The sequence below is a fragment of the Embleya scabrispora genome, from assembly GCF_002024165.1.
Classification (GTDB): domain Bacteria; phylum Actinomycetota; class Actinomycetes; order Streptomycetales; family Streptomycetaceae; genus Embleya; species Embleya scabrispora_A.
In genome coordinates this window covers 720,018-743,828 of record NZ_MWQN01000002.1, presented here as the reverse complement: position 1 = coordinate 743,828, position 23,811 = coordinate 720,018, and the positions used below count along the sequence as shown (strand labels likewise).

Here is a 23,811-nt window from a genome sequence, read left to right as displayed (position 1 = left end):
CTGTCCGGCGGATCCCGATGGATCTCGGTGGATCCCGATGGATCTCGGTGGATCCCGGGGGATCTCACCGGATCCCCCGGGTTCCGGACAGGCCCCGGTGGCGCTACGGCAGCGTGTCGAGGTGCGGGCCGACGGTGTTGGAGAACTGGTTGCCGTTCAGGGCGTCCCAGTTGGTCGACCACGTCATCGCGCCGCGCAGACCCGGGTAGGTCTTGCTCGGCTTGAACGTGCCGCACCCCGTGCCCTTGGCCAGGCAGTCCAGGGCGTTGTTGACGACGGTCGGCGAGACGTAGCCCGAGCCGGCGCCGCGCGGTGAGGCGGGCAGGCCGAGGCCGACCTGCGAGGGCGCCAGGCCGCCTTCGAGTTGGATGCAGGCCAGTCCGGTCATGAAGTCCACCGTGCCCTGGCTGTAGACCTTGCCGTCGCAGCCGAGCATCGCCCCGCTGTTGTAGTACTGGGTGTTGACGACGGTGAGGATGTCCTTGATCGCCAGCGCGGTCTTGAAGTACTCGGTGCCGGTCGACTGCATGTCGAGGGTCTGCGGCGCCATGGTGATCACCAGGCTCGGGCCGACCTTGCCGGAGAGCGAGCGCAACGCCTGTGACATATAGGTGGAGTTGATGCCGTTTTCGAGGTCGATGTCGACGCCGTCGAACCCGTAGTTCTGGAACAGGGTGTACAGCGTGTTGGCGAAGTTGCTCGCGGCGGAGGCGCTGTTGACCGAGACGCTGCCCTTCTCCCCGCCGACCGAGATGATCACCTTCTTGCCGGCCGCCTTCTTGGCCGCGATGTCGGCCTTGAACTGCGCCTCGGAGTAGTTCAGCGCCGGGTCGAGGGTGAACGATACGCCGCCCGCCTGGCCGGTGGCGTCGGCGAACGAGACCGCGATGATGTCGTATTCGGCGGGCACCTGGGCGATGGTCTGGATGGTGGCGCCGTTGTTGAAGTTCTGCCAGTAGCCCGTGAGTACGTGCTTGGGCAGCGTGCCGCCGCCTCCGCCGTTGGTGGTGGTCGCGGTCACCGCGCCGGACTTGGCCGACTCGCCGGCCGCGTTGGTGGCGCTGACCTGGAAGCTGTACGCGGTGGCCGGGGTCAGTCCGCCGGCGGTGGCGGAAGTCCCGGTCACGGTCTGCACCTTGGCGCCGTTCTGGTACAGGTTGTAGCCGGTCGCGCCGGGCACCGCGTTCCACGAGAGGGGAACGCTCGTGGACGTCGGCGCGCCGGCCGTGAGACCGGTCGGGGTGGCGGGGATCTGGGTACCGCCGCCGGTGGTGCTCGCGCTCACGGTCGCCGACTTGGGGGACTCGCCGGCGGAGTTGGTCGCGGTGACCTGGAAGGAGTACGCGGTGGACGGGGTCAGGCCGGTGACCGTGGCGGAAGTCCCGGTCACGGACTGGACCTTGGCGCCGTCGCGGTACACGTTGTAGCCGGTCGCGCCGGGCACCGCGCTCCACGAGAGGGGAACGCTCGTGTCGGTGGGGGTGCCCGCGGTCAGACCGGTGGGCGCGGCCGGGATCTGGGTGCTGCCGCCGGGTCCGGACAGGGTGATGTCGTCGGCGTAGTAGGCCGGTTGGCCGTACCAGCCGTGGGTGTAGACGGTGACGGACGTGGTGGACGGACCGGTCCGGAACGTGGTGGTGAGCTGCTGGTAGGTGCCGGCGCCCGGCGTCCACGTGGACGGGTCGGTGGTGCCGGTGCCGGTCGCGCCCAGGTAGACGTAGCTGCCCTGGACCCAGGCGCTCAGCGTGTAGGCGGAGTTCGGGAGGACCGTGACGGTCTGGCTACAGCGGGCGTTGTCCGCGCCCGCCGGGGTGGCCTTGAGCGCTCCGGTGCCGGCATGCACCGGGGTGCTCGCCGCCGCGCCGGAGCCGGCCGAACAGGTCCAGCCGGAAAGTCCGTCCTCGAAGCCGGAGTTGCTCACCAGGTTGTCGGCCGCCCGGGCACTGCCGGCGCCCACGAGGGTGAGACCGGCGCCGGCCAGGGTGATCGCCGCGAGGGCGGCGATGGTGGGATGCCCGCGGCGAGGGGACTTCGCTCGCGGAACGTGCGGAACGCGTGCCACTACTGCCTCCGTGCGTGGAGAAGCGATGTGGGTGGTAGCGATGGGACTGCCTGCGCGACAGCCCGCCCTGCGCGCTTATTGGTCTAGGCCAAAGTGGTCCAGACCAATAGAGCGTGTCAAGGTTTTCCCGATGATCCGACGCCGTTTACCTGGGCGTCGCCGATCGATCACGCTCCGCAGTGGGCGGATTGCCCTCGTTGCGGCCCACGTCGCGCCGCTCGGATCTCGCGGCGGCGCCGCGCCGTACCTCACGATGGCCACCACACCAAGCCGCGTGGCCCGACTCCCGGCCGAGCCGAACGCCCGAGACCGCCTCCACCGGTCATCGCCCCCTACGGCGCGGACCCGGGGCCCTGGGGGCGGCCGGTATCGGGGCGGTCTCGGGCCCGGAGTCAGTCGAGGCAGAATTCGTTGCCTTCCGGGTCGGTCATGACGATGTGGCCGGCGTCGAGGGGCGGGGCGGGGTCCTGGCGGTGTACCCGCTTGGCGCCGAGGGCTTCGAGGCGGGCGCATTCGGCTTCGAGGGCTGCCATGCGGTCGTCGCCCCGGAGGCCGGGGGCCGCGCGCACGTCGAGGTGGACGCGGTTCTTGGCGGACTTGCCCTCCGGTACCTGCTGGAAGAACACGCGCGGGCCCCGGCCGTCCGGGTCCTCGATGGCCGACCGCGAGTTGCGTTGGTCCTCCGGGACGCCGACGCGGGCGAGGAAGTCGTCCCAGGCGGCGAGGGGGTCGGCACCCTCGGGCAGGTCGACTCCGGGCGGGGCGGGGTGGACGTAGCCGAGGGCGTCGCGCCAGAAGGTGGACAGGGCCTTGGGGTCGTGGGCGTCGAAGGTGATCTGGATGTGCCGGCTCATGGGGTGGTCCGTTCGTGAGATCGGATGTGGATCGTCGTGGGGGCTCTTGCCGCTCCTCCCACCTCGGCAATGCTGGCACGCATCGAGGACAGGATCGGTCCGCTTTCTCTGGCACGCTGGAAGGCATGGATGTGGCGGGCGGTGGCGAGTTGGGGACCACGGAGCGGGTGCTCACGTTGCTCGGGTTGTTGCAGCAGCGTCGGGTGTGGACCGGGGCGGAGTTGGCCGATCGGCTTCGGGTCACGGCGCGGACGGTGCGGCGCGACGTGGAGCGGCTGCGGGTGCTCGGGTATCCGGTGCACGCCGGACAGGGGGTCGGCGGGGGCTACCGGCTCGGGGCGGGGCAGGAGGTGCCGCCGCTGCTGCTGGACGACGAGGAGGCGATCGCGACGGCGGTCTCGCTGCTGGCGGGTGCGGGCGGCGCGGTCGCCGGTGCCGGGGAGGCCGCGCTCCGGGCGTTGACCAAGCTCGATCGGGTGCTGCCCGCGCGGTTGCGGCACGAGGTGCGGGCGCTGTCGGGTTCGGTGGAGTTCTTCGGCCGGGGACGTACGCCCGTCGACCCCGAGGTGGTGATGACGCTGGCGGGGGCGTGCCGGGACGAGGTCGAGGCGGGCTTCGACTACCCGTCCGGGAGCGAGGTACGGCGGCGGCGGGTCGAGCCGTATCGGCTGGTCGCCTCCGATCGACGCTGGTATCTCCTCGCGTACGACCTCGACCGGGACGGCTGGCGCAGTTTCCGGGTCGACCGGATGACCGGGGTGTCGGCCCGGACCTGGCGCTTTCGGCCGCGGGCCGCGCCGGACGCGGCGGCGTACGTGCAGGAGGGTGTGGCGAGTCGGGTGTACGCGCATCGGGCCCGCTTCCTGGTCCACGCGCCGGCCGAGACGGTACGCGCGCAGATCCCCCCGTCGGCGGCCGTCGTCCACCCGCGCGGGGACGACCGCTGCGAGGTCGTCAGCGGCGGGGGCAGCCTCGACTACGTCCTCATGCACGTGGCGCTGCTCGGCCACCCCTTCGAGGTGCTCGCGCCGCCGGAACTGGGCGCCCGCTGCCACGAGTTGGCCGGACGGCTGGCCGCGGCCGGGGCGGCGCCGCCGGGCGGGCCGACCTCCGGGTAGCTGCGGGCCGTACCTCGTCGAGGCGGATGCCCACTCCGGCGCCGCACCCGGCAACTCGCGGAAGACGTCCGGCGCGACACCGCACGCCGGTGTGACGCGACGCCGCCGGCCCCACCCGGTGCGGGGCGGTCACGGGCCGCGGTCAGCCATCCGTGCTCCGGGGCCGGTCGCCGGCGGGCGGGAGGGAACGGCCCGATGGGCGGCGGCGGTGTACGACGATCAGGATGTCGGTCCAGGCGATTCCGGCTCCGATGATGGAGCCGATCGCGGCCGGGATCCACAGGGCGCGGGCACCTGACGCGTTGGTGTCGGCGGCCACCGCGAACAGGGTGGCGGCCAGGATCAGGACCGGTAGCGCGATGCCGGCCGGGGCAAGGCGGCGCGCGAGTGGGCTGAGTTGGACGGGTAGGTGGTGACCGCCGACGCTGCGGTTCGGAGGTGGCTGGGCTGCTCGTGCGGTCATGGTCGACATCTACCCGACGACGACCCCGCCACGCCAGTCCGGGGCGACGACCAGGTGGTTGTACTCGGGCGGAGGCGGGGCGGGCGGGGTGTCGACCGCGTCCGATTCGGTCGCCCTCGGGGAGGAGGTTGCCGGCCGCCGCGCTCTCGTTCGGTGGGAGGTGGTCGATCCGACCCGCGCTCCCGTTCGACCCGTCGGCGGTCGGGAGTGCGGAGGTGGACGGCGGGCCCATCCGGCGCGCGGAATCGGTCCGCCGGTCGACGGAAATCGCCCCGTATGCCTGCGCGTTCGGGCTGACCAGCGGGGATACGGCGGGCTGCCGGCGGGGTCGAACTAGGCTGGGCGGGTGAGCACTTCCCCGTACCACCCCGTACCGGCACGAGTGGCGACGAGCGCCGACACCGATGCGATCGTCGCCGCGCTGACCACCGCGTTCTTCGACGACCCCATGTGGGGACCGGCATTTCCCGACGTCGGGCGTCGCGCCGAACAGGCGGCCGGGCTGTGGCGGTTGCTCGCCGGCTCCGCGCTGCGTCACCCCTGGACGCTGGTCACCGAGCACGTCGAGGCCGCCGCACTGTGGATCCCGCCGGGCGCGAGCGAGTTGGCGGCGGAGGAGGAGAGCGACCTGGAGACGTTCCTGGTCGAGCTCACCGATCGCCCCACCGCCGACGGAATCCTGCGCATCTTCGAACTGCTCGGCGACGCGCAACCGAGCGAACCGCACTTCTATCTGAGCCTGTTGGCCACCCACGACGACCACCGCGGCCGCGGCCTCGGCATGGGCCTGCTGACCGAGAACCTGGCCCGGATCGACGCCCTCGGCGAGCCCGCCTACCTCGAGTCGTGCAACCCGGCCAACAACGCGCGCTACGAGCGGGCGGGCTTCACCACCCTCGACACGGTCACCCTGGACACCGGGCACGTGGTCACCACGATGTGGCGCCCGGCGCGCCCCGCCCGTTCGGACCGCCCCACACCCTGAGCAGGCCGGCGCCCCGACCCGCCGCGCCCTGGGACACGGCAACGGCCGAGCCCCCACCAACAGCCCGACCCGCCCCTCGAACCTCACGTTTTGCTCAGATCCCGCCCTTCCCGCGCATCACCCTCCTAGCCTCGTCGCCAACCGGCGATCCCCCGGCCCGCGCACCGGGTCGGCGGCCCGGCGAGTGCGGCAACGGAGGTGCGATGAGCCCGATTCGGACGCCCGATTCGTCGATCGCCCCGGCGCGCGTCGACCCCGTGCTGCGCTCGACCGCCCTGCTCGACGAGGTCGCCGACCGCTACCCGCGCGCGGTGTCCCTGGCCGCCGGACGTCCCGTCGACCCGGCCCGCACCCAGCCGGCCGACGGGCATCAGGAGGCGCTCGCCCATGCGTTGCGGGCGCTGCGCCGTTCGGATCGGGACGTGGTCCTGGCCGTCGCGCCCACCTACATCGGCCTCACCCGCGCCGCCCGCCTCGCCGAACTGCCGGTAGTCCCCGTCGCCGACGGCCCGCGCGGCGTCGACCTCGACGACCTCGCCGCCCAGGTACACGGCGCCCGCGCCGCCGGACTGCGCCCCCGAGCGCTGTACCTGGTCCCCGACTTCGCCACCCCGGCCGGAATCGGCCTGGACCTGCCCGCCCGCCACGAACTTCTCGATCTCGTCGCCGACTTGGACCTGCCGATCCTGGAGGACGACCCCTACGGCCCGGCACCCGTACCCGCCACCGCCGACCCCCACCACCGCCCGCCGTCGCTGCACGCCCTCGACACCCGCCGCCGGGTGATACACGTGGACACCTTCACCCGAAGCGGCCACATCCCACCCGTCACCACCGGCACCCGCGACCGAACCACCTGGGCCGCACGCGTATACCTGCACAACCCCCGCCACCTCCTCGAAGGCCTCGCCGGCCGCTTCGGCCACGGCCCACTGGCCGGCCGAGTGCACTGGCACAGCCCGGCCTGTGGCCCGTTCACCGTGCTGACCGTTCCGTTCGTGGTCGACGACGCGCTACTCGAGGTGTCCGCCCGGGAGTTCGGCGTGTTGTGGACGCCCATGGCGCACTTCTACGACCCGGGCATCGGACCCGCCCACCGGCTGCGCCTGTCCGGCGGCGACCTGGACCCGGCCCGCATCGACGCCGGCCTCGACCGCCTCGCCGCCCTGGTCGGCGACCGCACGGGCCACCGCTCCCGCCGCCCGCGTCGACGCGTGTCCACCCACCCCGCCCCGTAGGCCACGATCGACCCGCGGCTTGCCGCCGGCCAGGGTCACCGGCTGCGCGCGAAGACCGACATCGGCGCCGAACACACTCCGCGGAGACTCCTCTCAGGCGCCCCCGCCCACCCGCGCCGCGCGTATCTCCAGGTAGCGGCGCTCCGGCAGGCTCGTGGTGCGGCGGGCCGCCGTACGGTACGCCTCCCGGGCCGCCTCGCGGTCCCCGGCCAGTTCGAGCAGGTGGCCCCGTACCGCCCAGACCCGGTGCCGGCCGGCCATGCGCTCGTCCCCGGCCAGCGTGTCCAGCAGGTCCAGGCCGGCCTGCGGGCCGTGCACCATCGCCGCCGCGACGCTCTGGTTCAGGGTGACCATCGGCCCCGGGGACAGGTGGGCGAGGAGCCGGTACAGCGCGAGGATCTGCGGCCAGTCGGTGTCCTCGGCCCGCGCCGCCTCGGCATGCACCGCGGCGATCGCGGCCTGAACCTGGTAGGGCCCCGGCGGCCCCCACGTGAGCGCGTCGGTGACCAGGGCCGTGCCCTCGCGGATGGACCCGGCATGCCAGCGGGTCCGGTCCTGCTCGGCGAGCGGGATCAGCGCGCCGTCGGCACCGGTCCGCGCGGGCCGCCGCGCGTCGGTGAGCAACATCAGCGCCAGCAGCCCGGCGATCTCACCGTCGTCCGGCCGCAGCCGGTGTACCGCGCGGGTGAGCCGGATCGCCTCGGCGGTCAGGTCGGTCCGGTGCAGGTCCGGGCCCGAACTGGCGGTGTAGCCCTCGTTGAAGATCAGGTACAGCACGTGCAGCACCGCTCGGAGCCGCTCGATCGCGTCGGGCCCGGCGGGGGTGCCGAATCGGCCGCCCGCCGCCTTGATCCGCTGCTTGGCCCGGCTGATCCGCTGCGCCATGGTGGCCTCGGGGACCAGGAAGGCGTCCGCGATCTGGGCCGTGGTCAGGCCGCCGACCGCACGCAGCGTCAGCGCCACCTGCGAGGCCCCCGACAGCGCCGGGTGGCAGCACAGGAACAGCAGGGTCAACGCGTCGTCGTGGGCGCCGGTCGATTCCCCGTCGGGTGCGGGCGCCACCTGCTCGTCGGCCGGCGCCTGTGCGGCCAACCGCTCCTCGCGGTTGCGCCGGGCACGTTCGCTGCGCCAGTGGTCGATCAGCCGCCGGTCGGCCACGGTGAGCAACCACCCGAACGGGTGGTCGGGCAGCCCGTCCGCCGGCCACTGCACGGTCGCCGCGAGCAGCGCCTCCTGTACGGCGTCCTCACACGCGTCGAATTGGCCGTGTCGGCGGACGAGCACACCGAGGACCTGCGGGGCCAATTCCCGCAGCAGGTCCTCGGCGGGCGCGTCCCGGCTCACATCTCCGTCCCCGACTCGGACATCACCGGCCGCACCTCCATCGCCCACCGCTTGGCGTCCGGCCAGCGGGCGGCGATGTCGGTGGCCCGCTCGGTGCTCTCGCACTCGACGAGGAGGTAACCCGCGAAGTGCTCCTTGGCCTCCATGAACGGGCCGTCGGTGACCGCCGGCACCCCGTCCCGTACCCGGACCGTCCTGGTCTGCGCCGGGTCGGCGAGCGCCTCGCCGCCGAGCAGTTCACCGGACGCGGTCAGCTCGGCCATGATCGCGTCGACCTCGCCGAACAACTCGGTGCGCTCCGCCTCGGAAAGCTCCTCCACGAAACCGGGGCGGTTGTAGATCAGCAACATGAACTTCATGACTTCGCTCCTCGTGCGCGTACTGCCTTCGGCCCCTGCGGGCCGCTCGTATCCGGGTCGGAGTCGGCCCACCGTTCTCGACATCCCGGCGCACAGAATGTCGGAACGAAATCCCGAAGGCGATTTTGCCGCACGAGGCCGCGCGGAAGTCGGACCGATCCCCCGCCACCCGCTCACACCACCGCGGCCTTCGCCACCGGCACGTCCCCGGGCCGCAACATCCGCCACACCATGGCCGTCCCGATGACCGCGGCCACGCCGGACAGTGCGATCACATGCCCGGGGTCGACCACCCCGGCCAGTGCGCCGGCCCCGGCCATGCTCGCGCCCTGGAGGGTCATCGTCCCGGTCATCGCCAGCCCCATCGCCTGCCCGGTGCCCGCCTTCGGGACGGCGGCCAGGAACCGGCGTTGCAGACCGAGTTGGTAGGCGAAGCCCGCACCGGAGAGCACGAACAGCGCGGCCGTCACCCCCACCGGCGGGCTCGCGGCGACCAACAGCAGCGGGACACCGAGTTGCAGCGCCAGCCACGGCACCAGCCGCTCCCGTCGGATCGGCCGGACGAAGCGCCCCACGAGCAGATTGCCGAGCAGCATCCCGGCGGCGGTGGAGCCGTACAACAGCCCCGCGGAATCGGGCGCGTACGGCACGATCACCCCCTCGGCGGCCACGGCCAGGTTCGCCGGCACCCACTGGGCCAGCAGCAGGCCGCGTACGACCGGATCGCCGAGCAGTTCGCGATTGACCCGCCACGTCGCACGTATCGTGCCTTCGGGCCGAGCCCGCGACTCGGCCCCGCCGCCCGCTTCGCCCGCGGCGTTCGCCTCGGCCCCGCCGCCCTGCGCCGCCGTCCCGCGCGCCAGCCCGAAGCGCACCACCAACGCCGACACCAGCGCCACCGCCCCGGCGAACACCAGCGCGCCGCCCGGCCCGACCAGCGCGAGCAGCACCCCGCCGACCGCGTACCCGAGCACCTGCATCGCCCCGGCGGTCACCCCGAACACCGAGCGGCCCAGCACATAGGCGTCACCGTGCAGCAGTTCGGGCAGGGTGCGCTGCCGAGCCGCACCCGCGACCGGGCTGACCAGGCCCACGCTCGCGAGCAGCACCAGCACCGCCCACACGGGCAGCACGTCGACCGCGAGCACCAGCGCCATGACGCAGCGGATCAGGTCGTAGCCCACCATCGCCGCCCGCACCGGCAGCCGGTCGGTCAGTGAGAGCAGCAGCGCCCCGCCGAACGCCTGTGGCACGAAGCCCGCCACGTACGCGAGCGCGGACAGCGCCGGGGATCCGGTGCGTTCGTAGACGAGCACCGCGAGCGCGAGCATCCGCACGGTGTCGCCGACCAGCAGGAGTACGTAGGAACCGAAAAGCACCCGAAAGGCGCCCACCGCGAAGATCTCCCGGTAGGTCGCCGGTCCGACATCGTCACCGATCATGCGGCGAGCCTGCCGAGGCGCGCCGGGCCCGGGCCAAGCTTTCGGCACACACCGAAACCTGACAGGCTGCGGGCAGGAGGTGTCGGTGCTCAGGATCGAGGTCGGACCGGCCGACGTGGCGCGCAGCAGGTTCGCGATCTCCCCGCTGGGCGAGACGGTGTTGGTGCTGCGGACCCTCGCGGGCAGTCATCGCGCCGGGCCGCTGCGGCCGTGGATCGAGCGGCTGCGGCCCGCGTACGAGCGGCTGCGGCGGGAGATGCCGGCGGTCGCCGCGATGACCTCGCTGTATCGGCGCGGCGGCTACAACGCCGACTTCCTGCATCCGCCGCCGGCGGGGATACCGACCGGCATCGGGGACGAGCTCACCGCGGTACGGGCCACTCCGCTGGATCGCGCCCGTGGCGAGTTGGCGCGCAATCTGGCCGGGTTGCGCCCGCCGTCCGCGGCGGCGCGCGCGCTGTTCGAGGCACCCGACGTGGTCGCCCGGCTCGCGGACGCGATCGAGGCGGCGTGGGCCACGTTGCTCGAGCCGGAGTGGCCGGCGCTGCACGCCGTGTTGCAGCACGATCTGGTGCGCACCGCCGGACGGTTGACCACCTACGGCTGGGGCGCCGCGCTGAGCGATCTGTCGCCCCGGCTGCGCTGGCACGACGAGGGCGCGATCGAGGTGGGCGGCCACCAGGGCACCGGCACGATCGTGCTCGGCGGCGCGGGGTTGTTGTTCGTGCCCTCGGCGTTCGGCGCGAGCATCGTCTACGTGGAGCCGCCGTGGCCGTACGCCATCGTCTATCCGGCCCGCGGCGTGGCCGAACTCCTGGGCGCCCCGGCCCCTTCCGACGACGCGGCGTTGGCCGACCTGCTCGGCGGCACGCGCGCGCTGATCCTGCGCGCGTTGCACATCCCGGCCACCACCACACAACTGGCCGCCCGGCTGAACCTACCCCTGGGCACCGTCGGCGACCACCTGGCCGTACTGCGCCGCGCCCGGCTGGTCACCGGCCTGCGGGTGGGGCGCTCGGTCCGCTACCAACGCACCGCGCTCGGCGAGGTGTTGACCGAGGGCCCGACCTGAACCACGCACGGCCCGCCACGCGCCGCACCACCACGTGCCGCGCCGCCGCTCACCCCGCCACCGCGACCAATCCCGGCAGATACCCCTTCGCCTGCCCCGTCGCCGTCGGGTGGTACGACTCGTCCAGCGGCAACGTCACCCCGTGCAGCCACTCGTCCGCCCCGCAGACCCCATGGCCCGCGAACCGGTCCCGTACGTCCGCGAAGTCCGCGCCGGCCGCCGCCGCACGCCCGGCCGTGGTCTCGTCCAGCATGTCGGCCGCCTCGTCCAGCACCCGCCGCTTGGCCTCGCTCAGCCCGAACAGGCAACCGCCCAGCTCGAACAGACGCGGATACCCGAGCACCACCAGCCGCGCACGCGGCGCGAGCAGCCGGATCCGCGCGTAGGTGGCGTCCAGGTCGGCCGGCAGCCGGTCGCGCGTATACGCCCGCGACGTCGCCACCGCGTCCGCGCAGTCCCGATCAGTGCCGAGCACACACGTGCGGATCGTGTCGGCGAAGCCGACGTCGTTGCCGCCGACACTGATCGTCACGAGCGTGGTGCCGGCGCTCAATACGGACGTCTGCCCGCCCAGCACCTGCGCGGTGGTCGCGCCGGAGCAGGCGGCGAAGGCGAACTCCGCCGCCGGGTGCGCCCGATGCCACAGCGAGGGGTACGCGTTGGCGCTGCGCTTGCAGTCGCCGCCGCCGGGCAGGTAGTCGCCCGCCCCCACCCCCGAACTGTACGAATCGCCCAGCGCCGCGTAGCTGGACGTCGGCGCGGCCGGCGCCGAGTGCGCGGTGGGCGCGGCGAGCCCGGTGAGCACGAGGCCGGCGGCGGCGAGGGGGGCGGTGACACGGGCGAGCGAGGGCACGGGTGGGTCTCCTCCGGAACGTGGGCACGTCGTCGGAGGTATCGGCCGCGCGGGCGACGGACTTGACCACGATCACTCCCGGGAAGGACCCGGACAAGCCGCCGCCCACCGTACCGGCCGCGTCCTCGACCGCAGGTCGCCGGGCGGGTTCACCCCGGCCCGCCGACCAGTCTTGACGAACCGTCAAACCGGCGTTCGCCCCCACGTCGCCCGGCGCCACTACACACGTATCCATGACATCAGTGGACAGAAGGACCCTCCTGCGCACCGGCTCCGTCGTCGGTGCCGGCCTGGCGATCGCCCCCGTCCTGGGCACCGGCTCCGCCTCCGCCTCGACGTCGGACGCGCCCGCGTTCGTCGCGTCCGGCCGGCCCGCGCTGAGCCACGGCGTGCAGAGCGGCGACGTCACCGCGTCCTCCGCGATCGTGTGGGGCCGCGCCGACCGGCCCGGTCGACTGATCGTCGAGTACGGCACCCGGCCCGACCTGCGCGACGCCTGCCGGATCCGCGGACCGTGGCTGACCCCCGACGGCGACCTGACCGGCCGGGTCCGGCTGCGCGACCTGCCGGCGGGCAAGCGGATCCACTATCGCGTCCGGGTCGAGGGCGAGCGCGGCGCGGCCGGCGAGGCGATCACCGGCTCGCTGGTCACCGCGCCGCACGAGCGCAGCCGCTCCGATGTGCGCTTCCTGTGGTCGGGCGACTGTGTCGGCCAGGGCTGGGGCAGCAACCCCGACCTGGGCGGGATGACCATTTTCGAGCAGATGCGCCGGCTGCGCCCGGACTTCTTCCTGCACAGCGGCGACACCGTCTACTCCGACGGCCCGCTCGTGGAGAGCGTCACGCTGCCCGACGGCCGGATCTGGCGCAACGTGGTCACCCCGGAGAAGTCCAAGGTCGCCGAGTCGCTGACCGAGTACCGGGGCCAGTTCGCGTACAACCTGCTCGACCGCAACTACCGCGCGTTCACCGCCGAGGTCGCCCAGATCAACCAGTGGGACGACCACGAGGTGCGCAACAACTGGTACCCGGGTCAGCTCCTCGACGACGCGCGCTACACCGAGAAGCGCGTCGACGTGCTCGCCGCGCGGGCCGAGCAGGCGTTCCGCGAGTGGGTGCCGATCGGCGACGACCGGGTGTACCGCAAGTTGTCCTTCGGCCGGCACCTGGACGTGTTCGTCCTGGACATGCGCACCTACAAGGACCGCAACGACGACAACCGCTACGCCGACCCCAAGCGTGGCATGCTCGGCGACCGGCAGCGCGAGTGGCTGATCGAGGGTCTTTCGCGCAGTCGGGCCACGTGGAAGGTGATCGCCAACGACCTGCCGCTGGGCCTGGTGGTACCGGACGGCGCCAACGCGCAGGAGGGTGTCGCGCAGGGCGACCCGGGCAAGCCGCTGGGTCGGGAGATGGAGTTCGCCACGGTCCTGCGCACCGCGCAGCGCCGCGGCGTCCGGGGCATCGTGTTCCTGACCGCCGACGTGCACTACACCGCGGCGCACCACTACGACCCGTCACGGGCCGCGTTCCAGGACTTCGACCCGTTCTGGGAGTTCGTCTCCGGCCCGCTGAACGCCGGCGCGTTCGGCCCCAACGCGCTGGACGGCACCTTCGGCCCGAAGGCCGAGTTCGTGCACGCCCCGCCGCGCGCGAACTTCTCGCCGCTGGAGGGCTTCCAGCACTTCGGCGAGGTCGAGATCGACGGCCCGTCGGGCAACCTGACGGTCAATCTGCGCGACGCCGCGTCCACCGTCCTGTGGAGCAAGACCCTGCGCCCGACCCGCTGACACACGGTCGGTCCACTACTGACACACCGTCAGTTTTCGGTACTGACGCACCGTCACGGGAGTCCTCGTCGGCGGACGAGGGCTCCCGCCCGGCGGGCAACTCGCCGCATGCATGCGGCGAAACGTCCATCACTACCCGAAAAGGCGCGACAAAGATCGTTCGCCGCTTCGATTACGCTCCGCCTCCGACCGGCCCTGTGGGGTCGAGGCACCGAGCGAAACGAGGCGCACGCATGGACAACGCACGTGAGCATCCCGACCCCGCCCGCCCCGGCGCCCGAGCGGACGTGCCCGTCGGGCGAATCGTGCGCACCGTGGTCCCCGCCGTCGCCGCGTGTCTGGTGCTCGGCGCGTGCGGCGGCGGCGACACGGCCGGCAAGGACGCGGACACCTCCACGGTGGCACCCGGGTCCGGCGGCACGCTGACGGTGGCGATGGCGAGCGACATGCGTTCGATGGACCCGTTCGGCGCGCTGAGCAATTCGTACACCGACAACAGCCGACTCAACGCGGTGTACGACTCGCTGTTCTGGCACGAGGCCAAGACCGGCAAGGTGATGCCGCAGATCGGCGAGAGCCTGACCCCGGACCCGGGCAACGCGTCCTGGACGCTCAAGCTCAAGCCCGACGTCAAGTTCTCCGACGGCACCCCGTACGACGCGACGGCGGTCAAGTTCACCTGGGACGAGCACGCCGCGCCGGCGCGCAAGTCGTACCAGGCGGGCACGATCGCGGCGGTCAAGGCGACCGAGGTGGTCGACCCGACCACCCTGAAGGTCACCCTCACCGGCCCGAACGCCAACTTCGACCACATCGTGGCCTCGAACCTGTCGTTCATCGTCTCCCCGACCGCGTACCGCAAGGACCCGGCCGGCTTCGCCCGCAACCCCGTCGGCGCCGGCCCGTACACCTTCAAGGAGTGGACCACCGGCGACCACATGACCTTCGTCAAGAACCGCGGCTACTGGCAGGGCGCGGCCAAGCCGTACGCCGACACCGTGGTGTTCAAGGTCATCCAGGACAGCACCCAGGGCTTGGAGACGGTCTACTCCGGCGGCGCCGACATGAAGGTCTCGGTCAACGCCGAGGACCCGGTCAGGGCCGGGCAGAAGGGCCTGGAGACCAAGACCGTCACGATCATCGGCGGCGAGTCGATCTACTTCAACACCAAGCGCGCGCCGTTCGACGACGTGCGCGCCCGGCGCGCGGTGCACCTCGCGCTCGACGCGGACGAGGTGAACAAGATCTCGTTCAGCGGCAACGGTACGCCCACGCACAGCATCTTCCCGCCGGAGAGCCCGCTCGTGGACGCGGGCACCGAGACCGTCCAGCGCACCGACCGTGCGCAGGCGCAGCGGCTGCTCGACGAGTTGGCCGCGGAGGGCAAGCCGCTCGACTTCACCTACTCCATCCCGCAGAACGCCAACGCGCAGCGGACCGCCGAATACATCATGACCTCGCTCCGCGCGCTGCGGAACATCTCGGTCAAGATCGCGCCGATGCCGATCGCCGCGTTCCAGACCGACATCGTGATCAACAAGAACTACCAGGCGGCCATGTTCAGTTACTACCTCTCGGATGCCGAGCCCGGGCTGTACGTGAACCTCTACAGCACCAGCCCGAACAACTACCTGCTGTACGCGAACCCCACCGTCGACCGGAACCTGGACCAGGCCCGGACGACCAACGACCCGGCGCAGCGCAAGGCCGCCTACACGGCGGTCGCCGCGCAGCTCAAGCAGGACGCGCCGCTGTGGACGTACCAGTCGTCGGTGGTCACCGCGTTCCACCGGTCGACGGTGGTGGGCATGGTGTTGAGCAACGACGGCATGGTGCTGATGGACCGGATCGGGCTCAAGGGCTGATCCCGGCCGGGGCCCGGCTGCCGATCCGGCCCGGGCCTCGGCGGCCGTACCCTCGGGGTTCGGACTTGAGTCTCCACCGGGTGGAGACGGCACGGTGAGGGACATGGACGGCGCGCCCCTGTATTCGATCGGCGACCTGGCTCGACGGACCGGTCTGTCGGTCCGCACGATCCGGTTCTACGCGGACGCGGGGGTCGTGCCGCCCACCCGACGAAGTCCCGCCGGCTACCGACTGTACGACGTCGACGCACTGGCCCGTCTCGAACTCGTGCGCACGCTGCGCGATCTCGACGTCGACCTGGCGACCATCCAGCGGGTGTTGGCCCGCGAGGTCACCGTCGCCGAGGTCGCCGACGCGCACGCGCGGGCGCTGGACACGCAGATCGAGACGCTGCGGTTGCGTCGGGCCGTACTGCGCGCGGTGGCCGGGCGGGGTTCGAGTCCCGAGGAGATGAATCTGATGCACGAACTCGCCCGACTGTCCGACGAGGAGCGCCGGAAGTTGATCACCGACTTCCTCGACGCGACCTTCGCCGACCTGGACGTGGATCCGGACTTCCTGGCCAGGATGCGCTGCGGACTGCCGAGCCTGCCGGACGATCCGACCCAGAAGCAGTTGGAGGCGTGGGTCGACCTCGGCGAACTGGTCACCGACCCCGACTTCCGCGCGTCGATCCGGCGGATGGCGGAGTACCAGGCGCGCGATCGCCCGAACGAGCTCCCCCGGGGCACTTACGAGCGGCTGTCCGAACTCACCCGGGAGCGGGTCGAGGCGGCCCTCGCGGCCGGGATCGAGCCGACCTCGGCCGCGGCCGAGCCGGTGGTCACCGAGCTGATCGCGGCCTATGCGACCGCCTTCGGCCGCCCGGCCGACGCGGCCTTCGTCGCGTCGCTGGTGGAGCGGATGGAGGTGGGCGCCGACCCTCGCGCGGAACGCTACTGGGCCCTGCTCGGCATCATCAACAACTGGCCGGCCTGGCCCAGCGCGGCCCCGGTCTTCGCGTGGTTCACGGCGGCGCTCCGCGCCCGGGCGTAGATCCGCGGACGGTGGGCGGACGTGGTCCGCCCACCGAGGCGCCGAGGGGGCTGCCCGGCCCTCGGGCGACGGGCCGCCGACCGATCGCGCTTCTTTTCCCCGGGATTTCGCGGAATCCCACCCGGCGGGCTCGCGCATGTATCAGACTCGACACCGCGGGTGACGAACGATTCACGCACTGCCGCCGAAGTGGCGTACGCGCCATTGCGCATGGCGAGTGCATCGGGCGAGTTCCGGAAGCCATCGCGCCCCGATACAAGAGGCAACCTCATCTCCTCCCCGGCACGGGAGGCGTTTTCGGGCGCGCGTTCGCGTCCCATGGATCGGAGTACCCGATGTCCGAACTGCCGACCGCGGCGGCCCGGATCGAGAAGGTCGTGGGCGATGCCCATCGCGGACACCGACCGGGACCGGTCCGGGGCACGCGAGGATGAAACCCGACACCGACGGCACCCGGGGCAGGGTTCCCGGCGAAGCGGGCGGCCCGGCGTGGCCATGGGCCCTTGCCCGAGGCCGCGACGCGTCCGCCATCGCCAGGGTGATGGGCGATGTCATCATCAACGTCTTCGCCGACGGCACCAAGAAGTGGCGCCTGCCGCCGTTCCTCCTGGTCGGCGCGCTGGTGGGCACGGCTCTGCTTCGGAGTCCCAGTGGGCCGCAGGGCGCGTCCCGATGGATCCACCTGTTGATGGTCGTCGCCGTCATGGCCACCGGGGTACGCGCGTTCGCGCTTCTGGAGTCGGAACGAGACCGCGTATTGATGACCGTGCTCTCCTTCGCCTGCGTCATCGCCGCCTGTGTGTGGACCGAGTACCTGCGCGTCCACGGCGAGGTCGACGTCACCGGGCGGGTGGAGGTCACGCACGCGAGATCGGTGTCGGACGGCGGTCGCATCGACCTCGTGATCGACGGCACGCCGCGCCGTACCCACCTGCGCCTGACCTTCGCGGTCGAGGACGCCGACGGCCGAACCCAGTCCTGCGTACCGGAGACGAGGCTCGACGTGGCGCTGACCGGCCGAGGTCGTCCCGTCGTGGTGGAGCGGGTCGTCGCCGGCACTCCCGTCGATCTCGCGCTCGGCGGACTGCGCAGCGGCGTCAGCGCCGCGCTGACCCTGCACACCGACGCGGGTTGTGCCATGAACGTGTCCGTGGCGACCGCGATCGTGCACGACTGAGGGAGACCGACGAAACGGATGAACACGAAGACCCTTCGACGCCGGGCCGGATGCCTGCTGCTCGCCGCACTGACGCCCGTCGCCTGCGCGGCCGAAACGTCCGACCCGGAGTTCTTCGGCAAGTCCTCGATCTCGATCGGCATGCAGAACGACCTTCCCGGCGTCTCGCTGCTGCAGAGCTACACCCGGTCGGGCACCGATTACCTGTTGGAGCAGATGATCGAGAAGAAGTTGCGGATCAAGGCGGTCGTCCCTACGGAAGTATCCGCCTTCGACCGGATCCCGAAGCTGCTCGAGGGCCGGGTCGACCTGGTGGTCGGGTCCTTTTCCATCACCGCCGTGCGCATGAAGCAGATCGACTTCGTCGGCCCGTACCTCACCACCTACCAGGGATTCATGGTCGGCCGGGAGGGCGCGGACATCAAGGCCATGGCGGACCTGGACGGAAAACGTGTGTGCACGTGGGAGGGAACCACGTCGGAAACCGCCTTGGAACAGTTGCGTACCGCGAGGGTGGACGTGTTGGTCGAGGCCGACGCTGTGGCGTGCGAGGAAGACCTGAAGGCGGGTCGGGTGGCCGCGATCTCGACGGATCAGACCATCCTGTACGGCTTCGCGAACCTGAACGGCGCCGCCGGATTCCGGGTGGTCCCCGGCCTGACCATCGGGGCGCCGCAGCACTACGGCATCGGGCTCCCCAAGGGCCATCGCGCCGACTGCCGGCGCCTGACGGCGATCGTCAAGGAATACGTGGAAAGCAGTGACTGGATCAACGACGTCCAACGATCACTGCCGCAGATACCGTTGCAGGAACCGGGTTGGATCAGTCGCTACAAGCCGACGTCCTCGTCCATCGACGGGCGTTCGTGCCGCGACACGGCGAGCACGTGAACACGATCGCGTCGATCGGCCGATCTCCTTTCCGAGCGGGGTATTTCCCCGTTTCCACCCCGCGGACCGCGGGCATGCAGCGCACTCGACACCACGGGGGAGTACGTGGACAGCAGCGGAGGGTGGTGGGCGAAGGATCCGCCCACCACCCTCCGGTCGTGCACTACCGGATCAGCCGACCAGTACGCCCTCGCGGGTGTCGCCGCCGCCCGGCTCCGGGTCGTCCTCGTCCGGGTGTTCGGCCAGCTTGCTCGGCCACCAGATCTTGCGGCCGATGTCCAGGGTCAGTGCGGTGACCAGGACCGAGCGCACGATGAAGGTGTCCAGGAGCACACCGAGCGCGACGGTGAAGCCCATCTCGGCGAACGCGACGATCGGCAGCGTGCCGAGCACCGCGAACGTGCTGGCCAGCACCAGGCCGGCCGAGGTGATCACGCCACCGGTCGCGGCCAGGCCGATCTGCATGCCGCGTCGGGTGCCGTGGCGCTTCGACTCCTCGTGCACCCGACTCATCAGGAACACGTTGTAGTCGATGCCGAGCGCCACCAGGAACACGAACACGAAGAGCGGGAAGCCGACGTCCGTGCCCTTGAAGCCGAGCAGGTGCTCGAAGGTGAACACGCTGATCCCCAGGGCCGCGGCGAACGACAGCACCACGGTGGCGATCAGCACCAGCGGCGCCACCACCGCCCGCAGCAGCAGGCCGAGCACGATCAGCACCACGAGCAGGATCAGCGGAATGATCACCTTGTCGTCGTGTTCGGACGCCGAGGTGACGTCCATGCGCGTCGCGGTACCGCCGCCGACCTTGGCCGCGGCGTCCGGAACCCCGTGCACCGAGTCGCGTACCCGCTCGACGGTGCCGTTGGCCGCCTTCGAGTCGGGCGACGCGATCATCGTCGCCTCGATCTGGACCCGGCCGCCCACCGCACCGGTCTGGTGCACCTGGCCGGGGGCGATCCCGGGGGTGCCCTGGATCGCCTGGATCAGCGCCGCCGCGGCGGACTCCTTGCCGATCACCACGATCGGGTCGCCGGAGCCCGCGGGGAAGTAGCGCTCCGAGACCTCCTGGCCGTGGATCGACTGCGGCTTGTTGGTGAAGGAGTCCTTGTTGGCGATGCCGTCGCCGTTGAGGTTGGTCAGGCCGATGGTCATCACGCCGAGGATGACCGCGGTGATGATCCACACCACGCGGGGGCCGCCGGAGATCTTCCGGCCGACCCGGGCCCAGACGCCCTTCTCGTCGTGCGTGATCGCGTCCGGCTCGAACTTCGGACGCACCGGCCAGAACACCCAGCGGCCGACGATCACGAGCAGCGCGGGCAGCAGCGTGGTCATCGCGATCAGGCCCACCAGGACACCGAGGGCGCAGACCGGGCCCAGGCCCTTGGTGGACTGCATCTCGGCGGCCATCAGGCACAACATGCCGACGCCGACGGTGGCGGCGCTGGCCACGATCGCCGGTCCGGCGCGGAACATCGCCGCCGCCATGGCCTCGTGCCGGTCCTCGTACCGGTGCAACTCCTCGCGATAGCGCGCGATCAGCAGCAGCGCGTAGTCGGTTCCGGCACCGAAGATCAACACGGTCAGGATGGCCGCGCTCTGCCCGTTGACGACCAGGCCGGCCTTAGTGAACAGGTACACCACGGCCTGGGCGCTGAACAGCGCCACCACGGCCGAGATCACCGGGAGCAGCCACAGGACGGGACTGCGGTAGGTGAACAGCAGGATCAGCACCACCACGCCGAGGGTGGCGTAGAGCAGCGTGCCGTCGATGCCCTCGAACGACTCGGCCTGGTCGGCGCCGAGCCCGGCGGGGCCGGTGACGTAGGACTTCAGGCCCGTCGGGTTGTCCTTCAGGGCCTTCTTGAGCTGGTCGACCGCGTCACCGAGATCGTTCCAGCCGCCGTCCTTGATACCGATCGGGACCAGGATCTGGGCGGCCTTCCGGTCCTTGTCGAAGCTCGTGTCCTCGATCTTGCCGGTCACGCCCTTGGCCTTACCGAACTCCGTACGGTCGGCGACGATCGCGTCCTGGTCCGCCTGGGTCAGGCCCGACGAACGTTCGTAGACCACCACGGCGGGCACCGTGGTGTCGGGACGGAAGTCCTTCTGCTCGTTGATCACCTTCGTGGACTCGGCGTCGGCCGGCAGCCACGACGAGACCTCGTTGTTCTGCGCGTCGGTCAGCTTGCTCGCCAGGGGCGCCGCCGCAACGAGCAGCACCACCCACAACGCCAGCACGACCCACTTGGATCGGCGCCCGCACGGCAACGCCGCAAGCGCCTTGATCCGGTTCATGTATCCCCCAGCTGACGGGCTGATTCCGAACGGAAGCAGCGGTCGATCGACTTCACGGAGTCAGCTCTGTGCCGGGTTCGAGAACGCGCGACCAAGGCTGTCCGCAACACCGCGCGTAGCCAACCGTGCGGTGCCGTTACTGCTGTGTGCCATACCGAGATTCGGACCGTCCGGCGCCCCGAAACTCATCGCTTGCCAGCGGTCCGACGGCGGATTGTCCTGGATGGACCGCCCCACCGTCCACCGAATACCGCCCTGTTGGGCACAGGACGGGTTGATAGCTGGTGAACTCGCCGCATTGGCGCGGCGGATCGGCGGGCGCGTCGACGGACGCATCGTGACGCAGCGGATGGGCGGGGTCGCGATCGGTCATGCGTCGGCGGCTGCCGGCGGTTCGGTTTTCGGTCGGCGGGGCAACGCGACCAGACCGTCCAGGAAGCGTTCCAGGACGAAGGTGAAGCGCTCGTCGATGTTTGGGGCGGTGAGTTCGCGAGCCGCCGCGACCAGGTGCGGGTAGGTGTCCGCCGGGAACGCCGCGATGGTGTCGCCGATCGCGGACACCGCCTCGCCGATGGGCACTCCGGCGGCCACCGCCGCGGTGATCGGCCGCTGCTCGCTGTACACGAATCCGCTCACCAGCAGGCCCAGGCCGTAGGTGATGTAGGCCGCGTCCTGCCGGTCGAAGCCCGCCTCGTCCAGCACGGCGAGCTGATGCTCCAGCACCGGCGCCATCCCCGGCCCGGACGGGAAACGACCCATCAGGACCCGTACCGAATCCCGGTTCGCCTTGAGGAACCTTCGGAAGGACCAGGCGAGTTCGCGCAGATCGACGCGCCAGTCGCCGTGCGTCGGCGGCAGTTCGCGGGCGCCGCGACCGAGCAGGCCGTCGGCGAGCAGGTCCAACAACTCTTCCTTGTCCCGCACGTGCCAGTACAACGACGGTGCCCGTACCTCGAGTTCGGCCGCGACCGAGCGCATCGACAGCGCGTCGAGGCCGTCGCGTTCGAGCACGGTCAGGCCCGCCTCGACCAGTGCGTCGAGGGTCACCGCCGGCCGCTTGCGCGTGCCGTCCGGTCGCGCCCGGCCCTTGCCCGTCATACCCACTCCTCGTCGTCGACTCCGCCGAGGGCGTTGCCGTCGACCTCGTTCGGTCGATACTCCCCCGGAATCAGGTCGATTTCCTTCCGCATTCGCGTCGCGTCGCAAACCCGGGTCGGACGAATCCCCTTGCGCCGGGCGGCGGCGCATTGCAATCTAACACCATTAGGGATCGACTAACGCTGTTAGGGAGAGCCATGTCGCACGAGTTCCCCGAGTCGGGAGCGGGGCCGGGGTCCGGGTCGAACCGGGCCGGCGCGCCGCGCAAGGGGCTGGTCCTGGCCACGCTGTGTGTGGCGCTGTTCGTGGCGATGCTCGACAACGTCGTGGTGTCCAACGCGCTGCCGAGCATCGACCGCGACCTCGACGCCGGAGTCAGCGGGCTCCAGTGGGTGATGGAGGGCTACAGCCTCGTCTTCGCCGCGCTGCTGCTCACCGGCGGCACACTGGGCGACCGGTACGGCCGGCGCCGGGTCTTCCTGATCGGCCTCGGCATCTTCACGGCGGGATCGGTGGTCTGCGCGCTGGCCGGCTCGTTGGCGGCGCTGATCGCCGGTCGCGCGGTCCAGGGCGTCGGCGGCGCGCTGTTGTTGCCGGGCAGCATGTCGATCATCCGGCACGTGTTCACCGACGACCGGGAGCGGGCCCGGGCGATCGGCATCTGGTCGGGGGTCTCCGGCGCGGGACTGGCGCTGGGCCCGGCGATCGGTGGTCCGCTGGTGGACGCGTTCGGCTGGGCAAGCGTGTTCTGGATCAACGTGCCGATCGGCGTGGCCGGGATCGTGATCGGCGCCCTGGTGCTGCCGGAGTTCGCCGAACGCCGCGGTCGCTTCGACGTACCGGGCGTGCTCCTGGGCGTACCCGCCGTCGGCGCACTGGTGTTCGCGCTGATCGAGGGCCCGGCCCAGGGCTGGACCTCGGCCCGCGTGCTCGGCGCCGGCGCGCTGGCCGTGGTCGCGCTGGTCGGCTTCGTGGGGGTCGAACTGCGGGCCGCCCAGCCGATGCTCGATGTCGGCTTCCTTCGCGACCGGGTGATCGGCGCCGCCGTGTGGGGCGGATTCGCGGTCAGCTTCGGGATGTTCGGCGCGTTCTTCTTCCTCGGCCTCTACCTCCAGGACGTGCTCGGGTACACGCCGACCGAGGCCGGGTTCGCGTCGTTCCCGTCGACCCTGGCGATCATGATCGCGGCGCCGATCTCCGGGCGGGTGGCGGGCCGGATCGGGCCGCGGGTACCGCTGGTGGTCGGGTTGACGATGTGCGGGATCGCGCTGGGCGGGCTGTCCTTCTACGGCAAGGACGTGACGTACCTGGAGTTCTGCTGGGTGTTGCCGTTCCTGGGCGGCGGCATGGGCCTGTGCTTCACGCCGATCTCGATCGCGGTGATGTCCCGGGTCGAACCGGCCCGGGCCGGTATGGCCTCGGCGGTCTCCAACACCGCGCGCGAACTGGGCGGCGTGGTGGGCATCGCCGCACTGGGCGCGATCCTCACGGCGCGGATGTCGAGTCGGCTGGGCGACCTCCTGGACCGGGCGAACGTACCGCCGAACCAGGCCCGGCAGGTGGTCGACGCGAGCACGTCCGGTGGCGGCGGGGGCATCGGGCACCTGGGTTCGGCGCCGCCGGTCGTGCGCGAGGCCGCCTCGACGGCGTTCATCGACGGTCTGCACCTGGCCCTGTGGACCGGGTCGGCGGTGCTGCTCGGGTCGGCGGTGGTGGTGGCGTTCCTGATGCGGGAGCGGCCGCCGGTGGACACGGCGGCTGAAGGGCGGGCGGCGCGGACGGGGGCGGCGGCCCGCTGAGGGGCGGGACGGGGTTGCGGCGGGCAACGGCGGCCTGCCGCAACCGCCGTCCGTGCGGCGCTTC

General features: G+C 71.6%; 19 protein-coding genes. 10 read left to right on the top strand and 9 right to left on the bottom strand.

Annotated features, from left to right (window positions below; genetic code table 11):
• Positions 1–103: 103 nt before the first annotated feature.
• Entirely contained in the window at positions 104–2,062 is a 1,959-nt protein-coding gene (locus B4N89_RS33760) for a glycoside hydrolase family 18 protein (RefSeq protein ID WP_101897412.1), read from the bottom strand.
• Between the two features lie 392 nt (positions 2,063–2,454).
• Positions 2,455–2,916 carry a VOC family protein gene (locus B4N89_RS33755; RefSeq protein WP_078980263.1) on the bottom strand — a complete coding sequence of 154 codons (462 nt, stop codon included), beginning with the start codon at positions 2,914–2,916 and terminating at the stop codon, positions 2,455–2,457.
• Between the two features lie 125 nt (positions 2,917–3,041).
• On the opposite strand from B4N89_RS33755, the gene B4N89_RS33750 reads away from it, so the two are divergent.
• Positions 3,042–4,034 (top strand): helix-turn-helix transcriptional regulator, encoded by a 993-nt coding sequence (locus B4N89_RS33750; RefSeq protein ID WP_078980262.1) that lies wholly within the window; start codon positions 3,042–3,044, stop codon positions 4,032–4,034.
• 142 nt (positions 4,035–4,176) lie between these two features.
• Here B4N89_RS33750 and B4N89_RS33745 read toward each other — a convergent pair whose 3' ends face one another.
• The gene (locus B4N89_RS33745) at positions 4,177–4,497 is read right to left on the bottom strand and encodes a hypothetical protein (protein ID WP_078980261.1); all 321 of its coding nucleotides are present in this window, start codon (positions 4,495–4,497) and stop codon (positions 4,177–4,179) included.
• Between the two features lie 346 nt (positions 4,498–4,843).
• Between B4N89_RS33745 and B4N89_RS33740 the strand changes: the two genes are divergently transcribed.
• The gene (locus B4N89_RS33740; protein ID WP_235619068.1) at positions 4,844–5,482 is read left to right on the top strand and encodes a GNAT family N-acetyltransferase; all 639 of its coding nucleotides are present in this window, start codon (positions 4,844–4,846) and stop codon (positions 5,480–5,482) included.
• Positions 5,483–5,685: 203 nt separating this feature from the next.
• A complete protein-coding gene (locus B4N89_RS33735) occupies positions 5,686–6,720 on the top strand; it encodes an aminotransferase class I/II-fold pyridoxal phosphate-dependent enzyme (RefSeq protein ID WP_078980259.1) in 1,035 nt (344 codons plus the stop codon).
• Positions 6,721–6,813: 93 nt separating this feature from the next.
• On the opposite strand, the gene B4N89_RS33730 is transcribed toward B4N89_RS33735, so the two are convergent.
• The 3 genes from B4N89_RS33730 to B4N89_RS33720 form a co-directional block, all read right to left on the bottom strand.
• Positions 6,814–8,064: an RNA polymerase sigma factor gene (locus tag B4N89_RS33730; RefSeq protein ID WP_078980258.1), complete on the bottom strand. Its 1,251-nt coding sequence runs from the start codon at positions 8,062–8,064 to the stop codon at positions 6,814–6,816.
• On the bottom strand, positions 8,061–8,423 hold the full coding sequence (locus tag B4N89_RS33725; protein WP_078980257.1) for a YciI family protein: 363 nt from the start codon (positions 8,421–8,423) through the stop codon (positions 8,061–8,063). Before B4N89_RS33725 ends, B4N89_RS33730 begins: the two co-directional genes overlap by 4 nt.
• A 173-nt stretch (positions 8,424–8,596) precedes the next feature.
• Positions 8,597–9,865, bottom strand: a complete 1,269-nt coding sequence (locus B4N89_RS33720) for an MFS transporter (protein ID WP_078980256.1) — start codon at positions 9,863–9,865, stop codon at positions 8,597–8,599.
• Positions 9,866–9,950: 85 nt separating this feature from the next.
• Here B4N89_RS33720 and B4N89_RS33715 point away from each other — a divergent pair, with 85 nt between their 5' ends.
• Positions 9,951–10,937, top strand: coding sequence for an ArsR/SmtB family transcription factor (locus tag B4N89_RS33715; RefSeq protein ID WP_201261051.1), 987 nt, complete (start codon positions 9,951–9,953; stop codon positions 10,935–10,937).
• 49 nt (positions 10,938–10,986) lie between these two features.
• On the opposite strand, the gene B4N89_RS33710 is transcribed toward B4N89_RS33715, so the two are convergent.
• Positions 10,987–11,790, bottom strand: coding sequence for an SGNH/GDSL hydrolase family protein (locus B4N89_RS33710; RefSeq protein ID WP_078980254.1), 804 nt, complete (start codon positions 11,788–11,790; stop codon positions 10,987–10,989).
• Positions 11,791–12,023: 233 nt separating this feature from the next.
• Between B4N89_RS33710 and B4N89_RS33705 the strand changes: the two genes are divergently transcribed.
• The 5 genes from B4N89_RS33705 (at position 12,024) to B4N89_RS33685 (ending at position 18,549) form a co-directional block, all read left to right on the top strand.
• The gene (locus tag B4N89_RS33705) at positions 12,024–13,580 is read left to right on the top strand and encodes an alkaline phosphatase D family protein (RefSeq protein ID WP_078980253.1); all 1,557 of its coding nucleotides are present in this window, start codon (positions 12,024–12,026) and stop codon (positions 13,578–13,580) included.
• Positions 13,581–13,813: 233 nt separating this feature from the next.
• Positions 13,814–15,445, top strand: a complete 1,632-nt coding sequence (locus B4N89_RS33700; protein WP_078980252.1) for an ABC transporter substrate-binding protein — start codon at positions 13,814–13,816, stop codon at positions 15,443–15,445.
• Between the two features lie 103 nt (positions 15,446–15,548).
• Positions 15,549–16,481: a MerR family transcriptional regulator gene (locus B4N89_RS33695; RefSeq protein ID WP_078980251.1), complete on the top strand. Its 933-nt coding sequence runs from the start codon at positions 15,549–15,551 to the stop codon at positions 16,479–16,481.
• Positions 16,482–17,022: 541 nt separating this feature from the next.
• Entirely contained in the window at positions 17,023–17,658 is a 636-nt protein-coding gene (locus B4N89_RS33690; protein WP_143658175.1) for a hypothetical protein, read from the top strand.
• An 18-nt stretch (positions 17,659–17,676) separates the two neighbouring features.
• Positions 17,677–18,549, top strand: a complete 873-nt coding sequence (locus B4N89_RS33685) for a transporter substrate-binding domain-containing protein (protein ID WP_078980249.1) — start codon at positions 17,677–17,679, stop codon at positions 18,547–18,549.
• Positions 18,550–18,720: 171 nt separating this feature from the next.
• Here the strand turns inward: B4N89_RS33685 and B4N89_RS33680 are convergent, their stop codons facing one another.
• Together B4N89_RS33680 and B4N89_RS33675 are read right to left on the bottom strand one after the other, a co-directional pair.
• On the bottom strand, positions 18,721–20,850 hold the full coding sequence (locus B4N89_RS33680) for an MMPL family transporter (protein WP_201261050.1): 2,130 nt from the start codon (positions 20,848–20,850) through the stop codon (positions 18,721–18,723).
• A 369-nt stretch (positions 20,851–21,219) separates the two neighbouring features.
• The gene (locus B4N89_RS33675; protein ID WP_161500911.1) at positions 21,220–21,948 is read right to left on the bottom strand and encodes a TetR/AcrR family transcriptional regulator; all 729 of its coding nucleotides are present in this window, start codon (positions 21,946–21,948) and stop codon (positions 21,220–21,222) included.
• A 197-nt stretch (positions 21,949–22,145) separates the two neighbouring features.
• Here B4N89_RS33675 and B4N89_RS33670 point away from each other — a divergent pair, with 197 nt between their 5' ends.
• Positions 22,146–23,747, top strand: a complete 1,602-nt coding sequence (locus tag B4N89_RS33670) for an MFS transporter (RefSeq protein WP_078980247.1) — start codon at positions 22,146–22,148, stop codon at positions 23,745–23,747.
• Positions 23,748–23,811 lie beyond the last annotated feature (64 nt).

Bases quoted from the DNA above. Each gene is read 5' to 3' on its own strand.
- B4N89_RS33755 (WP_078980263.1), bottom strand. From the start codon at position 2,916: ATGAGCCGGCACATCCAGATCACCTTCGACGCCCACGACCCCAAGGCC.
- B4N89_RS33750 (WP_078980262.1), top strand. From the start codon at position 3,042: ATGGATGTGGCGGGCGGTGGCGAGTTGGGGACCACGGAGCGGGTGCTC.
- B4N89_RS33745 (WP_078980261.1), bottom strand. From the start codon at position 4,497: ATGACCGCACGAGCAGCCCAGCCACCTCCGAACCGCAGCGTCGGCGGT.
- B4N89_RS33735 (WP_078980259.1), top strand. From the start codon at position 5,686: ATGAGCCCGATTCGGACGCCCGATTCGTCGATCGCCCCGGCGCGCGTC.
- B4N89_RS33725 (WP_078980257.1), bottom strand. From the start codon at position 8,423: ATGAAGTTCATGTTGCTGATCTACAACCGCCCCGGTTTCGTGGAGGAG.
- B4N89_RS33720 (WP_078980256.1), bottom strand. From the start codon at position 9,865: ATGATCGGTGACGATGTCGGACCGGCGACCTACCGGGAGATCTTCGCG.
- B4N89_RS33705 (WP_078980253.1), top strand. From the start codon at position 12,024: ATGACATCAGTGGACAGAAGGACCCTCCTGCGCACCGGCTCCGTCGTC.
- B4N89_RS33700 (WP_078980252.1), top strand. From the start codon at position 13,814: ATGGACAACGCACGTGAGCATCCCGACCCCGCCCGCCCCGGCGCCCGA.
- B4N89_RS33695 (WP_078980251.1), top strand. From the start codon at position 15,549: ATGGACGGCGCGCCCCTGTATTCGATCGGCGACCTGGCTCGACGGACC.
- B4N89_RS33690 (WP_143658175.1), top strand. From the start codon at position 17,023: ATGGGCGATGTCATCATCAACGTCTTCGCCGACGGCACCAAGAAGTGG.
- B4N89_RS33685 (WP_078980249.1), top strand. From the start codon at position 17,677: ATGAACACGAAGACCCTTCGACGCCGGGCCGGATGCCTGCTGCTCGCC.
- B4N89_RS33680 (WP_201261050.1), bottom strand. From the start codon at position 20,850: ATGAACCGGATCAAGGCGCTTGCGGCGTTGCCGTGCGGGCGCCGATCC.
- B4N89_RS33675 (WP_161500911.1), bottom strand. From the start codon at position 21,948: ATGACGGGCAAGGGCCGGGCGCGACCGGACGGCACGCGCAAGCGGCCG.
- B4N89_RS33670 (WP_078980247.1), top strand. From the start codon at position 22,146: ATGTCGCACGAGTTCCCCGAGTCGGGAGCGGGGCCGGGGTCCGGGTCG.